Annotated in this window: 15 protein-coding genes; 3 read left to right on the top strand and 12 right to left on the bottom strand. The window is 29.9% G+C overall.

What is annotated here, in order from left to right; all coding sequences use genetic code 11:
• Positions 1-89: 89 nt before the first annotated feature.
• The 11 genes from L3J60_RS11760 to phnD form a co-directional block, all read right to left on the bottom strand.
• Positions 90-839 (bottom strand): Crp/Fnr family transcriptional regulator, encoded by a 750-nt coding sequence (locus tag L3J60_RS11760; protein WP_291975739.1) that lies wholly within the window; start codon positions 837-839, stop codon positions 90-92.
• Positions 832-1407 (bottom strand): hypothetical protein, encoded by a 576-nt coding sequence (locus L3J60_RS11755; protein WP_291975738.1) that lies wholly within the window; start codon positions 1405-1407, stop codon positions 832-834. The genes L3J60_RS11760 and L3J60_RS11755 overlap by 8 nt, the downstream gene beginning before the upstream one ends.
• Positions 1408-1415: 8 nt before the next feature.
• Positions 1416-1598, bottom strand: coding sequence for a twin-arginine translocase TatA/TatE family subunit (gene tatA / locus L3J60_RS11750; protein ID WP_291975740.1), 183 nt, complete (start codon positions 1596-1598; stop codon positions 1416-1418).
• A gap of 27 nt (positions 1599-1625) precedes the next feature.
• Complete coding sequence (locus L3J60_RS11745; protein ID WP_291975737.1) at positions 1626-2138, bottom strand: rhodanese-like domain-containing protein; 513 nt, start codon at positions 2136-2138, stop codon at positions 1626-1628.
• Between the two features lie 73 nt (positions 2139-2211).
• A complete protein-coding gene (locus L3J60_RS11740; RefSeq protein WP_291975736.1) occupies positions 2212-5358 on the bottom strand; it encodes a molybdopterin-dependent oxidoreductase in 3147 nt (1048 codons plus the stop codon).
• Between the two features lie 10 nt (positions 5359-5368).
• The gene (gene nrfD, locus L3J60_RS11735) at positions 5369-6532 is read right to left on the bottom strand and encodes an NrfD/PsrC family molybdoenzyme membrane anchor subunit (protein ID WP_291975735.1); all 1164 of its coding nucleotides are present in this window, start codon (positions 6530-6532) and stop codon (positions 5369-5371) included.
• A gap of 17 nt (positions 6533-6549) precedes the next feature.
• Positions 6550-7434, bottom strand: a complete 885-nt coding sequence (locus L3J60_RS11730; protein WP_291975734.1) for a 4Fe-4S dicluster domain-containing protein — start codon at positions 7432-7434, stop codon at positions 6550-6552.
• A 145-nt stretch (positions 7435-7579) separates the two neighbouring features.
• On the bottom strand, positions 7580-8593 hold the full coding sequence (locus L3J60_RS11725) for a hypothetical protein (RefSeq protein ID WP_291975733.1): 1014 nt from the start codon (positions 8591-8593) through the stop codon (positions 7580-7582).
• A 208-nt stretch (positions 8594-8801) separates the two neighbouring features.
• A complete protein-coding gene (locus tag L3J60_RS11720) occupies positions 8802-10151 on the bottom strand; it encodes a sigma-54 dependent transcriptional regulator (RefSeq protein ID WP_291975732.1) in 1350 nt (449 codons plus the stop codon).
• A 6-nt stretch (positions 10152-10157) separates the two neighbouring features.
• Positions 10158-11651 (bottom strand): ATP-binding protein, encoded by a 1494-nt coding sequence (locus L3J60_RS11715; RefSeq protein WP_291975730.1) that lies wholly within the window; start codon positions 11649-11651, stop codon positions 10158-10160.
• Between the two features lie 9 nt (positions 11652-11660).
• Positions 11661-12614, bottom strand: coding sequence for a phosphate/phosphite/phosphonate ABC transporter substrate-binding protein (phnD, locus tag L3J60_RS11710; protein ID WP_291975729.1), 954 nt, complete (start codon positions 12612-12614; stop codon positions 11661-11663).
• A 601-nt stretch (positions 12615-13215) separates the two neighbouring features.
• On the opposite strand from phnD, the gene L3J60_RS11700 reads away from it, so the two are divergent.
• From L3J60_RS11700 to L3J60_RS11685, 3 genes are all read left to right on the top strand, one after another.
• Positions 13216-13971: a hypothetical protein gene (locus L3J60_RS11700; RefSeq protein ID WP_291975727.1), complete on the top strand. Its 756-nt coding sequence runs from the start codon at positions 13216-13218 to the stop codon at positions 13969-13971.
• Positions 13971-14366 (top strand): DUF5675 family protein, encoded by a 396-nt coding sequence (locus L3J60_RS11695; RefSeq protein ID WP_291975726.1) that lies wholly within the window; start codon positions 13971-13973, stop codon positions 14364-14366. Before L3J60_RS11700 ends, L3J60_RS11695 begins: the two co-directional genes overlap by 1 nt.
• 220 nt (positions 14367-14586) lie before the next feature.
• Complete coding sequence (locus L3J60_RS11685) at positions 14587-14760, top strand: hypothetical protein (protein ID WP_291975725.1); 174 nt, start codon at positions 14587-14589, stop codon at positions 14758-14760.
• A 183-nt stretch (positions 14761-14943) separates the two neighbouring features.
• Here the strand turns inward: L3J60_RS11685 and L3J60_RS11680 are convergent, their stop codons facing one another.
• The gene (locus tag L3J60_RS11680; protein WP_291975724.1) at positions 14944-15564 is read right to left on the bottom strand and encodes a hypothetical protein; all 621 of its coding nucleotides are present in this window, start codon (positions 15562-15564) and stop codon (positions 14944-14946) included.
• Positions 15565-15680 lie beyond the last annotated feature (116 nt).

Below are 15680 nucleotides of genomic sequence, written 5' to 3'. Positions count from 1 at the left end.
ACTACTTGATGTCATTGATGTAAATTATTGATTATCAGTATAATATACAAATAATTAATAACTTTGACAACTATAAATCAACTGATTATCTAGCTTTTATCAAAGAAAAAGTGTGAGTTTGCCCTGGGACAGCAATATTTTCTTAGCTGATTTATTAATGCTTCTTTATTTGTAATAATAATTAATTTAGAAGCAACGGTAATGTATTCTTTTTCTTTAAGTTTTCTTAATGTTCTAATGGTATTTGCTTCTGAAACGCTAGCAAATGATGAAATGTCTTTTCTAGAAGTGCAATGCTCTACAAAAATACCATTTGAAGTTTTTATTCCAAATTTAGAGGCAATTAACAATAAAGAATCAATAATTCTTTCAGTGGCTGGAAACAAACTTAAATGTTTTTGACGAATTTCATAATTTCTTGCTTTAAAAGCCAATGCTTTTATCAATAATAAGGCGAAATCATTATATAAGCCCAATAAAATTTCTAAATTTTTAGGAGTTATAAAATATGCTTCAACATTTTGCTCTGCTATGGCACTAGACCAATAATATGAAGAATTAAATCCTGATAAGCCGACAATATCACCTTTTGATGCTAATTTTAAAATCTGTGTTTTATTTTGAGCACCTGTATTAAATACCTTAATTTTTCCTTCTAAAATAAAGTAAAATCCAGTAACATTCTCGTTTTCTTTAACAAGAAATGTACCTTTGCTAATTGTTTTTTGTTCAATTAAACTAATTGTATTTTTAGTATTTGCAATTTGAAGCAGCCGTTTAAATAATTTATTTCTATCAAAATGATATTTTTCTAATTCAAAATCATATAATTCATTCATAATTATATATATTTTTAGAATATTTAGAAACCCATTTATTATTTTGAACGGATAAAAATATCTGTGGCACTGAAATTTCAATACTTCTTTCTTTAAATACCAAAGTACTTTTCTGTAAACTTCTTAATTTATTTTTTTCTGTTTGATATTTATCTGATTCAACAAAAATAGAAATAGCTGGCTTTATATATTTAGTGATACTTGCAGATTCACAAACTATTAAATTTGTAGTACTGTAACGGCTATAAACAAACAAAAAAGCATTTAAAAGATGGGCATCATCACATTCTATATAATAAGAAGTTTTTGCTCCAGCTTTTAAATACCTTCCACTATCTTTATGGGTAAAAAATAGTTCTTGCCAAATTGTATAATGAGGGGTTTTATATAATTCTTTTAGATTCTCTTTGTCTTCAGTTTTATGTTTAAACTTTGATATTTTAACAGAAATAACATCATGATTTATTGAAAAATGTGAAATAATAGCTTCTCCTAAAAATGTTTTTCCTACATTTCTTCTTGCCCCACAAATACTTATTACATTTTTATAATTTCTATCACCTTTCATTTAGTCTATTATTCTGATATTTTTTCTTGCTTTTTTTCTAGATCTTTGGTCGCTTTCTTAAACTCTTTCATTCCCTGACCAATTCCTTTCATTAATTCAGGAATTTTTTTACCACCAAATAATAATAAAATTGCAATTGCAATTATAATCACTTGTGGAGCTCCTACCATTCCTAAAAATATATTTAACATATACATAACCTATCTTTTTTAAATTAATTAACAGCCAAAATCATCGGCATACAATTCTATAACATCAATTTCTTTATCATAAATATGAAGTTTTTCACGAATAATATCTGCTCTCCAAGCCCAATAGCTATCCATTCCGCCTTTTACATTATAAACAGTCATCCCTTTTTTGGATAAAAACTCACCTAGATTTCTACTTCTTATACCATCTTTAGAAAGTAAAACAATGGTTTTTTCTTTTGGTAATAAATCAGGATTTTTATAAATCAAACTATCTTCTAAATGTTTATATCCATTAATTAATTTACAAGATCGAATAGATTTATCTGCTTTTCTAACATCAATTACAAATGCATTTTTATCATATTTAAGCATCTTCAACAATTCTTCAGCAGAAATTTCTACCAATGCACCTGTATTTTCTTTGTTATTGGTTTTAATTTCAGTTTTGGATTCATTGCTGTTTTTTCCATTACTTCTAGTACATGAAATAATAGAAAAAGTAATTAATACAATACTTATAACTTTTAATAATTTCATTATTTTTTGAATTTAAAGAAAGATTTTGAGGCGAAAAACACCTCAAAATCTTTCAAGAACATTAATTTAAAAATTAGGCTCTTTTAATCCTAACTTTTGTGTTAAAATAAGAAGCACTTGCTCCAATAGGATCAGTTAAACACATATTAAGTGATTTATCAATTGCCATAATTGGATTTGGACAAGCTGAATCTTTTCTTCTTGCATCTCCTTTTATAGTTTCACCATCAATTACAACATCTGTAGAACCATAAGCCCAGTGACCAAAGTGCCAAGACATAGTAACTACACCCGGGCGAACACCTTGAATAACTCGAACTCTAGATTTTACTTGGATTTTAGTACCGTTTTTCAAGTCAACAATTCCTTCAGGATTTGAGTCTGAATGTAATGTAACCCAATCATTATTTTTTAATCCACGTTTATCGGCATCTACTTTATTTATATAAAGTACATTTTCTGGATCTAATGATAATTGAGTCCAATAATTACTTATGGTACGAGATTGACCTCCAAATACTTCTTTAAAGGTACTCATAATTAACTCATCATCTTTTACAGTTTCAAAACCTGTAGGTGTTCCATCCATTTGTTTTATAACTTCATAAGCTCCAATACCATTGTAATTAACACCAGTTATTGAATTTTTAGTTTTAGCTACATTTTCTGGGAAGAATTTTAAAAATCCTTTTAATTGATGCTCAGCATAAGGAGCTTTGGCAAATGATTTAGCATAATCTTCAAACATACCACCTCTATTAAGTATATAAACCACTTTTCTAAATAATGATTCATCGCCACCAACTGCTTTTCTAAAACGATCCATATTAACATATTCTTTAGGGAAATGTCTTCTGGCAGATTCAAAAATTTTCATTTCTTCATCTGTAGCTTCTTTTGCTTTTCCTTCGGTTGCTATATTTGCAACATGTTTTAAATACCAATCTTCAGGACGCGTTAAAGGCAATCCATTATCTAATGCATTTTCTCCAAAACCAGAAAGACCTAATTTATCAGCTATAGCTATATATGCAGCTTCTAAATTAATAGGCATTTTTTCACCATTAATATCTACCATTTCTGTAATAGAAGGTACTATTGGCTGACGTACTTTACTCGCTTTTTGTGCTACATCTGGAGTTGTATGAGGTGTTCCCCAACGTTCCATATAGGTAGTATCTGGTATAATATAATCTGCAAACATAGATGTTTCACCAATTACAATATCAGAAGCTATAAAAATAGGTAGTTTTTTTGGGTCACTTACATAGTCAATAGCTACATTACCACCTGGAGCAGATAATAAAGGAGTTCCTTTGTGTAAGAATAGGAAATCTATTCCATAAGGATATTTGTCTTCACCTGAAGCTAATATTTCTTGATAAATATTACCTGAATGCGGATACCAATTACGTTTCGCTGGATACCCATTTTCTCTAAATAAAGAATAATCTTCATATCTAGATTTTTCACGCGTAATTGGAGGTCCAAATGCTGTTAATTTATTTGGATGATTCGCTTTTTTAAAGTTGTAAATACCATGTTTACTTCCATCTTCATGCCAATGTCCACCACCTACTTGCATTCCACCTAACCAATCTGTATTACCAATTAACATATTTAAGTAAATAATAGCAACACCATTGTAATAACCGTTAGTGTGTTGTACTGCTCCACGATACATATCAATAGCAGATTTTTTACCGTGAGAGGTAAATTCTTTTGCGATTTCAGTAATTTGATTTACTTTAATTCCGCTAATACCAGCCCATTGACCTAGCGTTTTACTCATAGCTTCGTCTACCACTAATTGGAATGAAGATTTAACTTCAATACCTTTTATAGTAGTGTTTGTTAAAAGATCACCATGGATTGCTTTTTTGCCGTGAATATCTAATTTTGTAGGTTTACCATCAACCATAGTTACAAAATCTGTACTAGAACCTAATCCTATTTCATTTGCTCTCAAGAAAGTTGTTGGCTTACCATTTTCAATTTTCACTAATAAAGTAGCATCTGAAATAGTTGTTTCACCTGTTTCATGAGCTGCAGCGTAATTACTATTTGTTAAAGCAGTTTTATCAAAACGTTCATTTTCAATAATCCAACGAATCATACCCCAAGCAAAAGCAGCATCGGTACCAGGTTTAATTGGCACCCACCAGTGTGCTTTGGCAGCAGTTTGAGACATACGTGGGTCAATAACAGCTAATTTTAAGTTACGATCTACCAAGCCATCTGTAACTTTTTGAGCCATAGATGTTTTACCAAAGTTGGCTTCAAAAGCTCCAGTTCCGAAGAAAATTACAAATTCTGAATTTAAGATGTCTGGTTTTAAATGTGTTTTACCACCAGTCCATTTTCCCTTTCCATCTTTTACAACCCATTGATTGGATACTTCTTTATAGGCAATATGATGAGATTGTTCACAAATAGTAGTGTGTTCAAAAAAGTTATTCGATCCCATAGTTCCATGTGCAAATCGTTTACCAATTTCTTTACGACCGTGTTCAATACGACCACACATCATAACAAACTTGTTATTTAAAGGTCCTAAATCCGGATGATTAGGATCAATTAATTTATCCAAATTATTTGCATGTTTAGCTTTGAAAGCTTCTAAAGTCATTTTTCCTTTACCAAAAGCTTTTGCATCAGCAGCCATTTCTTTGGCAACTTTAGGATCTCTTAATACAATAATATCTTTAAGACCTTTTACATTACCTTCACCAAATAAATTGCCACCATTTACTAATTCATCAATTGCTTGGTGAAAATCTACAGTTTCCCATTTATTTGAACCACGTGCACCAGCTCTTTTTAATACTTTTCGAACTCGGTAAGGATCATATAAAGTTTGAACGCCAGCTTGTCCTTTAGGGCAAACTTTACCATCAACATCTGAAGCAAATTCAATATCTGATTTATAATCTAAATGAGGTAACATGTTTTGAGGACTATAAGGGTTTCCATCAATTTTACCTAATTTACCGTCAAAGACCTTACCCTTGATACTACAAGAGTTATGACATTGCAAGCAAGCAGAATATATTATATTCTCAGGCTTTTGAAGTTCATACATGAATTTTCTTTTTTCCTCCTCAGTCATTGAAGCGATAGCACTAAAGCCTGTTAAAGAACCTGTTGCAGCTACTCCTAAAAGTGCAGACTTTTTTATAAACGACCTTCTTGATTCGTTATTTTTAATTTTGTTTTTCATAATTTAAGTTTTAGGATTTAACTGAATTATTTTCTTTTGTTAGCTTAAAATATTTGTTTCCTAAATAAAATAAACCAATACCAAATGCCACAATAAAGATACCTACCAACCATTCCATCATACTTGGAAAATAATTATATGTTAAACGTGGTTGAATATATGCTGATGCTTCTCCAGGAATTTTTTCACCTATTAGACCTGGAACTACAATATTTAATCGAACTCCAATAAAAGTAAAAGCAACTAACAGTGAAGCCCATCCAATGGCAATTCCATTTTTTTTGGTTGCCAAAATCCATACTGGGATTACGACACCAAATAGTAAGTGGAATATCCAAAAAACATACCAATATTGACCAAAAAGCATCGCTCTAAATCCAGCTGTATGTTCAGGACTTCCCATCCATAATGCTATAGATAATTCAGCCCATTCTAAAAGGACATCAAATAAAACTGCTACTAAAACAATTTTAGCAAGAGTTTTTAACATATTTTGATAGTATTCACCTTTTTTATTATCCCAGAAAAAGGCAAATATTAATGTAAATAGTGCACTACCTGATGCAATAGCTCCCACTAAGAAAAATATAGGAGTTAAAGCACTATGCCACATTGGATTTGCTGCAACCACTCCAAATAAAGCTCCTACACCACCGTGAAAAGCAATAGCTAAAGGAATACCAATAGTTGCAAGTATGCCTAATTTTTTTTGATATGATTTTAATTTATCACCATCATATTTACCAGACTCTATCCTAAAAGCATATAAAGTTTCTAAAACAAGTAATAAGAAATACGCTGAGTATAACCAAATCATCCAAGCCATCATAGAATGTGGTAAATTTGGACGCGTAATAACTTCATAAGCTCTCCACATATGACCTAAATCAAACCAAATAGATAATAACGCACAAAGTAAAGTAACCAAGGCTGTAATTAAAGCAAGTTTCCCTACTTTTTCAAACATCTTTATTTTAAAAACATATACAAGCGAAGAAAGCAAAAATGCTCCAGCTGAAAGTCCAATAAAGTAAATGTACATGGCCACCCATAAACCCCAAACTACTCTATTTCCGTAATTTGCTAATTCATGACCGTACATAAATCGTTGAGCTACACCTATACATCCTAGTATAAATGCAATGCCCCATAGTATATAAAATATTTTTTTCATCTTTAGTTTTTTTAAAATTATCTGATATAATATACATTTGGTTCTGTGCCCATCTCTTCTTTAAGTCTAAATACATTTAGCCTACTAACCAATTTTGCAATAACGCTATCTTCGTCATTTAAATCGCCAAAGTAATTTGCACCACCAATACATGTGGTTAAACATTGCGGTAATAAACCTTCGTCTAAACGGTGTGCACAAAAAGTACATTTTCGCACATTTCCAATAGGTGATGAATGTCTGTCTTCTCTATCCCATTCTTTTCCATATTCAAAAGATGGCCTTTTATCATAGTTTGCTACTAGTGGTAAACCATCTGAGTATTTTTCACCAAAATCGAACATTCTGTGTTCGTAAGGACAAGCAGTCATACAATACCTACAACCTATACAGGCTTCATAATCTATAACTACAATACCGTCTTCTCTTTTCCAAGTTGCTTCAACAGGACAAACATCAACACAAGGAGGTTCATCACACTGCATACAAGGCTTAGGAAGATTAATTTTTGAAACATTTGGATAGGTTCCTATTTCTTCTTTAATAACTGGACGATATACAACGCCTGGAGGTAGTGCATTTTCGGCAATACAAGCTACTGTACAAGCATTACAGCCAACACATTTACGTAAGTCAATTGCCATTGCCCATTTACGGTCTTTCATCGGTTTTTTTAAAGCACGTCTTACATCATCCTGCATTCTTAATTTAATATTGGTATAATCGCCTCCAAGTAAATCTTCAAAGCTACCTTTAAAATTTTTTATTTCAGTAACGTTATTTTCTGTTTCTAAAAGCTCGGAAGCATTTGAAATAAGTGGACTTAAAGCAGCCCCTGCTATAAAAGCAGTTCCAAATTTAGAGAGAAAATCTCGTCTGTCATTTTTTTTAGTATTACCCATAATTTAATTTTTTAGGTTATTTTTTTATTAATACTAATTTTTAAAAATTAGTATTAAATGATTTTGAAAAAGATTATTTTCTTAAACTTTTCTTTAAACTGATTCTAAAAAAATCGTCTAAGAAAATAATCCTTCATGCTAAAATCTATAATTTAAATTCAGCATTTAAGAACACTAAAGATTTTGTGTTTATAGCAGAGTTGTCGAATGTATAACCCTGATAATTTAGAGCAAATTTTAATCCTTTTACAGGAGCTACTTGAACACCAAAAATAATTTGAGAACCATCTTTATTAAAGTTCCAAGCTTCAGTATCTCCCACAAGTACGTTTGAAGTTAGTTGATCATAACGTCCAAATATTTCCCATTTATTATTAAATGCATACGTTGAATATACAGAGAACCCATCTAAATTATGATCTTCAGCAGGGCTAGTATATTTTTCACCATTACTAAGCTTATTATATTCTCCGCCTAATCTCCAATTTCCCGTTTTATAACCTGCAAATAAAGCAAGATTAGAAACTGCTTTCGAATTCTCAGCATTTTGAGTATCAACATATATTTTGGCAATTAACCCTTTTACAGGAGTAAATACTAAATCTGCACCAAATTTTTGATATCCATTTTGATCTTGCAATTTTTTATATCCTCCACCATTTACTATTAAAAAGTCGAATTTTAAATTTTTAGCTAATTTAAATTCAGCATTAACACCCATATCAGCACTACTACCAAATCCATTTTGATCTTGAAATGATTTAAAGAAATAACGGTATCCCCAGAAATGTTCTTGATCATTCCATTGTTTCATACCTATTAAGCCCATACTTAATTTAACACCATTAGCTACTTTCCAATCTAATTGTGCTATTTTCAAAAATGCTGTATAAGCACTACCTCCGTCATTTTTACCAACATCAAAAGTTATTTTAGTAGAAATGTTTTTACTTAATTTATACTTATATCCAAAATAAGTACGTTTAATGTCAAATGCACTTGTTTGTGTTGCATCTGTTGTAAAGTCGGCATGGTAATTCCAGTATACTTTAAAATGAATTTTACCACTAGGTTTAAAGGCTTCTTCGTTAGAAGTTTGTGCAAAGCTTAAGCTTGCAACTGTAAGAACCAATACCAATGAAATAATTAGTTTTTTCATGATTTTGTTTATTTATAAATTATTTAATTTTTGTTATGCTTGTTACTATGCAAAAACAACACCTTTATAAAAATAAATCATGATTAAATATTAATCAACTGATAATCAGCCATCCAAGATTTCGAAAAATTAAAAACAAAAACAAAAAAGTAACGGAATTCCGTTACTTTAGCGGGATTCCGTTACTTAAGTTACATAAAATGGATTTTTATAATCCGTATTTTTCCATTTTGGTTCTTAAAGTTGAAATGGGTAGTCCTAATAATTTAGCAGCTTTAGTTTTATTATTATTAGTAACGTTTAAAGCATTTGAAATTAAAGAAATTTCTAAATTAGCAACTGTTTTATCAAGTGGCTGACCTAAATTATTTGAAAAAGCATTTTTAATAGATGGCTGTGTTATAGTTAATGGTAACAAATCTTTTGATATTATACCATTGGTAGCAAGCAATACCAACCTTTCTATCAGGTTTTTTAATTCTCTAATATTACCTGGCCAATTATAATTAATTAAATATTTTAGAACTTCTTTTTCTATGGTTATTTTATCATTTTTAAATTTGTCAATATAATAATATATCAAATGTTCAATATCATTTCTACGTTCTCTCAATGGCGGTAAATCAATAGGAAATACTTTTAATCTATAGTATAAATCTTCTCTAAATTTCCCTTCTTTAACAAGTTCTAATAAATCTCGTTTTGTTGAGGCAATTAACCTAACATCAATAGGAATTGATTTTGAACTACCTACTTTTTCTATTTCTCTTTCTTCTAATACCCTAAGTAATTTAACTTGCAACTCTAAGGGAACATCATCTATATCATCTAAATAAATGGTTCCTTCATTAGCTAATTCAAATCTTCCTATTTTATCATATTCCGCTCCAGTAAAAGCACCTTTTATGTGCCCAAACATTTCACTTTCAAAAATTTCTTTAGATAAAATTGCACAGCTTACTTTTACAAAAGGTTTATTTATTCTATTGCTGTTATAGTGAATAATATTGGTAAGCAATTCCTTTCCTGTACCCGTTTCTCCTGTTATTAAAACACTTGTATTAGTGTTTGCAACTATTTGAATATGTTTAAATATCTCTCGATTTATTTTTTCATCTCCAATAAAACGAGAAAAATCATATTTTTTTTCTATTCTTTTTCTAAGAATTTTATTTTCTTCTTTAATGGAGGTAAATTCTTTTATTTTATCTAACAAAATAAAAATTTCATCAGTATTAAATGGTTTTGTTAAATAATCAAAAGCTCCTAATTTCATTGCATCAACCGCAACATCAACAGTGCCAAATGCAGACATTACAATAACAGTAATATTAGTATTTAGCAGTTTAATTTTTTTTAAAAGCTCAATACCATCCATTCCTGGCATTTTAATATCAGTAATTAAAATATCTGGCAAAAAATCTTTATAATCAATAAGTACACTTTGGGCATTGGCATACTCTTTAACTATATAATTTTTATCTCTAAGTTCATCTGCAATAGTTATTCTAATGATACGTTCATCATCAACTACTGCAATTTTCAATTTTTCTGACATAAAATATTACTTATTTAAAGGTAAATATATGCTAAAGGTTATTCCTCCAGCAACATTATTTTTTACTTCTATTTTTCCGTGATGTTGTTGTAAGATATTCAAACTTACAGCCAAACCTAATCCTGTTCCTTGTTTTATTTTCTTAAGTGTATAAAATGGATCAAAGATTTGTTTTAATTTATCATCTGGAATACCAATACCATTATCTTTTATTTTTATTCCTAAATAATCTTTCGTTGTAAAAATACAAATATCAAGTTCTCCATTGTAATTTTCATTTATTAATTTTTTTTCATTTATTGCATCAATAGCATTGATTATTAGATTTAAAAAAACTTGCTCTAAGTGATTAAAACTTCCTTTTATACTTGGTATTTTTTTAGGATAATCTTTTATAATAGTAATTCTTGACTTTTCTAACTGATATGCTATTAAAAGAAGTGTGTTCTCAATAACTTTTTTAACATCAACCTCTGTAAAAATTAAGTCTTGCTTTCTGCTAAAATTAAGAAGCCCCTGTACTACATTTTTAATTTTTTGAATGGCTTCATCCATCAATTCAATATACGATATGTTTTGTTTTATATTGTTCGGGTTTTCTGAAATTCGTTTTAAACAATTTTGAATACCTGCAATAGGATTATTAATTTCATGAGCTATACCCGCTGAGAGTGTTCCAATAGCCGCAATTTTTTCTGATTGCATTAAACTTTCTTGGGCATTTTGAAGTTCTGTATAGGTTTTTTCTAAGCGTTTTATCATTCCATTAAATGTTTCAAACAAATCATCTATTTCATCATGAACACCAAACGGATTTTGCCAAGATAATATAATCTCTTTTTTATCATCATTAAATGCATTAATTTTAAACTGATTTAAGTCAAGTTTTTTAGCAGTATTACTTAATAAATTTATAGGTTTTGTAATTATATATGAAAAAATAAATGCCCCAATTATACCAACAATTAAAAACAGGACTACTAATCCTAAAAAGAAGCTTTTAGCAAGATTCAGCGTTCTTAAATATTGATCTTCATAAAAACCCATTCTAACTTGTCCTACACTACTATCTATTATAGGTGCAGAAATATCTCTAATTAACGTTGTGATACCCTCTTTATATTCTAAATTAATAGTTTGAATTTGATTGTTTTTGTTGATATTAATTAGATTTAATGGTACTTCTTTAGAAAATGTATGTGCCATTACATTATTATTAGCATCTAAAATAAAAACATAAGCTATATTTTTATTATTTCTTTTAACTTCAGAAACTAATTTATTTAGAGAAGCTAAATCATTATATAAAATTGGTTCTATAGATCTATCTGCGAGTGTTTTTGCAGAAATAAGTCCGTTATTAGAAAGTTCTTTTTCAAATAAATCATTTATGGAGTAACTTAAAAAATATAAATTAGCTGAACCAAATAAGGTTACAACAAGAACAATTGCTATAGTAAATTTCCAAAATAGACGTAATGAGAAAAATTTATTAAACATCTATACAATTTATTTTATTTGACTATTCATAGCTCTTATATTATTGTAATCAATATCTCTTCCCTTTATAAATTTATCTATTGAAATTTTACTTAAGATAGTTTCCCCTAAAGAATCTTTATGAATATTAAGAAATAAATTTTGTAATTCATTCTTTAATTTAGCATCTAAGTTACAAGGAACAACAACAGGAGGAATGCCAAATAATTCTGATTTTTTAATAATTTTTAAATTTTTTACTCTTTCTGGATCATGTTTTTTAATGTAGTTAAAAATTAAACCATCGATGCTAGCACCATCTACAATGCCTTTAGCCACTAATTGCATAGATATATCGTGAGCATATGTATATATTGTATTTGAAAAATAATGGTCAACATTTTCTCCTAAACTTTCAACAAGCCATTTTGCATAAAGTGTACCCGTATTTGAAATAGGGTCTGTATAAGCGAATTTTTTATTTTTTAATTCAGTGAATTTATTAATTTTAGAATCTTTATTCACTATTATGAAGCTTTGATAAAAAGGTTTGCCGTCAACTACAGGAACAACTAATATTTCTATTTTATTTTTTGCAGATTTATTAATATATGCACCTGAACAAATAATTGCCAAATCTACTTTATTATCAATCAACAAGTCATTTACTTCTTTATAGGTTTTTCGTTGTAAAAACTCAATATTATAATTCAAATTTTTAGACATATATGTAAATAAGTCTTGATAATAAATCCGTGTTTCCTTTGGAGAAATCATAGATGAAACAATAACTCTTAAAGTAGGTTTATTGTGTTTTTGCTGTATTTCATATATTGAATCACCTTTTGAAGTTATTGAAATATTTAAAACGGTATTATCAGCCTTTTTATTAAAATAGCAACTAGTAAAAAGCAATAAAAAAGTAAATATGATTGCTAATTTCTTTAAAAACCAAAGGCTATTTAAATTACAACTCGTGTTCATCTTCTATATAGTTTTATGATAATTTACAAAAATAATTGATTTACACGGAATTAAATATGATATAAATTAGTTTCACCATACTGAACTAAACTTGCTAGTATTTAAAAACAAAACCCTCTAAATTTCTTTAAAGGGTTGCAAGTGCTACTGTGGAGAAGATGGCTCCCTCTCCTATCTCGGAAACCCTTTATTCATAGTATCTACAGAAATCATTCTTTCAACTGACCCCTAATTAGTCCCTTTTTATTTAATCCGAAATGTATTGATTTATGATATCTACTTCAATACCAGAGTATTCAGAAAATTCTTTAATTGTAACAAACTGATGTTGCTCTTTTCCAAAGTGTACTTTTATTTCTCGTAAAAGCTTTCGTCCATAGCGTTCACTTCTTCCAGTGATGCATTGAATGTCTTTTGGGTATATGCAAGCTCTAATAATTTTCATTTATACTCTATCTATACTTTATCCTAGCTTCATCTTAACCTCTACTATATGTCTTTATTCGGTATAAAACATTGTTTTCGGAAGAGATGGTTCTAGGTTTTTGAATTCCTATATAAAGATACTTTCATTTGTTGAGAATTAAAAATTTTATATAGTATGGCTAGACAGACCGGTATAATTAAATTAAAAGGTACTATTGGAGGTATTACCTTTTACAAAACAAGTGATGGAGATCTTGCTCGTGAAAAAGGGGGCGTAGATGCTTCAAGAATTGCAAATGACCCAGCGTTTCAAAGAACGCGAGAAAATGGCTCTGAATTTGGTAGAGCTGGAAAAGGTGGAAAGATAGTAAGAAATGCGATTCGTATTCTTTTGCAAAATGCAAAAGATAAAAGAGTGGTAAGTAGATTAACTACGGATTTATTAAAAGTTGTGAAAACTGATACAACTAATGATCGTGGTTTACGAACTATTCAGGATGGAAATATGAGCCTTTTACAAGGATTTGAATTCAACATCAACGGAAAGTTAGGGGCTACATTATTTGCTCCTGTAGTTAATGCTTTTGACCGTGTTACTGGTGATGCAACTGTTAGTATTGCTCCGTTTGCACCAACGGTGCGTGTTGCTGCTCCAGCAGGAACAACTCATTTTAAAGTAGTAACTGGCGCTACAGAAGTAGATTTTGCAGGGGAAACTTCTACTTTTGAAAATGATGAAACTGCAATTTTACCGTATGATAGTGCGATGACTGCTGCCATTGATTTAACGGCAACTGTAACTGCAAATTCAACACTTCCTGTGATTCAGGTTTTGGGGATTGAATTTTATCAGGAAGTAAATGGCGCTATGTATCCATTGAAAAACGGTTCTTACAATGCTTTGTCCGCTGTGAAAGTTGACACTGTTTAATGGAATTTGAATTGCAAAGGTCCTATTATAAAGAGGGTACGAATAGTGCCCTTTTTTATAAAGGTCGGTTTTTTGGTTTTGTTATTGAATTGCCCTGGTTAAACAACCAAAGAAATATCTCCTGTATTCCGGAAGGTGTCTATAAATTAAAATCACGATTTTCAAAAAAATTTAAGCATCATTTAGTACTTGAAAATGTATCTGGAAGAAGTTTGATATTGATTCACCCTGCAAATAATGCCAAAAAAGAATTAGGCGGTTGTTTGGCACCTGTAAGTTCACTTACAGGAATTGGAAAAGGATTAAACTCAAGAACAGTATTTCAGAAACTCATATCCCTTTGCTATCAGGCATTTGAAAGGAAAGAAAACATTACACTAATCATTAAATCTTAATTATGAAACTTACAGAACGATATACAAAAAAAACACCCAAATTTTTTAGAACATTACGGAATATTGGTATTGCCTTAGCAGCTGCTGGAGGGGTTATTATTGCAGCTCCAATTTCTTTACCTGCCATTGTTGTTACTGTATTATATGACCGTTGCAGGAACCGTTGCAACTGCTGTAAGTCAGGCAGTGGTAACTGATGATAAAAAAGAGCCTAACAAAAATGAACAATGATTTACAACTTAGATCTGGAATAGTTGGGGGTACGTTGCTATCTACAGTTTTAAATATTAGCCTAGATGATGTGTTTTTTACTATTGTTATGGCTGTTATTGGAGCTGTAGTTAGTTTTTTTGTGTCTTGTTTATTGAGGAAGTTGTTTTCTAATAAATATTGAATGTTTAGTATATGGCAAGTAGCGCAGTAGAAAGCACTGTACTTTCAAATTTGCACTGAGCCAAAACGTTGTATTTTGTTTTTAATTTATTCATCCTTAAAAGCCAAATCAACGATTTGGCGGTGTTTGTATATAGCACTAAATTTTCTCAAATCACTAAACGCCCTATTTGCTATATACAGCTTAGGAGACGTTTTCTCCCATTTTAACTAATATAGATTTGATGAAATGTTTTAGATTATCAGGTGTTTTACCTTCATATATTTTATTTAAAGCAGGGATGACCCATTTATTTTTTTTTACTCCCAAAGGAATCCATTTTTCAAGTTCACCAACAGGAACTATAAACAACTTTTTAGATTTCAAAGTTCCTATGAATCTATTAACCTTTTTCTGATATTCAGTATCAAAACCACTAACACCTTTCTCCTTTTGAGTAGCCCATTTAGTTGCTTCTTTCCTGATTCTATTTAAAGCACCTTTAGCACCATCTAGAGTATGCTCTGAATTATTTAGTTGTTCCAAAAATTCTTCAACATTTGATTTGATTGAATTTAAAATAGATGTGTCATTTTGATTTTTAACAGACTTGTCAATTGCTGCCCTAGTCTTTAAAAGTGCTTTACTTACTTTTTGAGTAGTCAATGCTTCATACAAATTTTTAAAATTTGTTTCATCATTTAATAAATCAATGTCCGCAATGGCAGCGACAGGTATTTTAGAGTCTGTAAGGAGTTGAACCACATCTTTAAGAGTCTGCTTGTTGTGTGAGTGAATGAAAAGAATATTCTGACTTGGATTCAAGGTTCTAACGCAACAAAGCGTTTATTCTTTTTAGTTAAACATTACTCAAATATACGAGTTTAAATTTGATTTTAAAATGTGGCATTATTGAAATAGAATAACGCTCCTTTGGTCGC

The organism is Lutibacter sp. (assembly GCF_021647475.1).
Lineage (GTDB): Bacteria > Bacteroidota > Bacteroidia > Flavobacteriales > Flavobacteriaceae > Lutibacter.
This window is presented reverse-complemented; position numbering and strand designations above follow the sequence as displayed.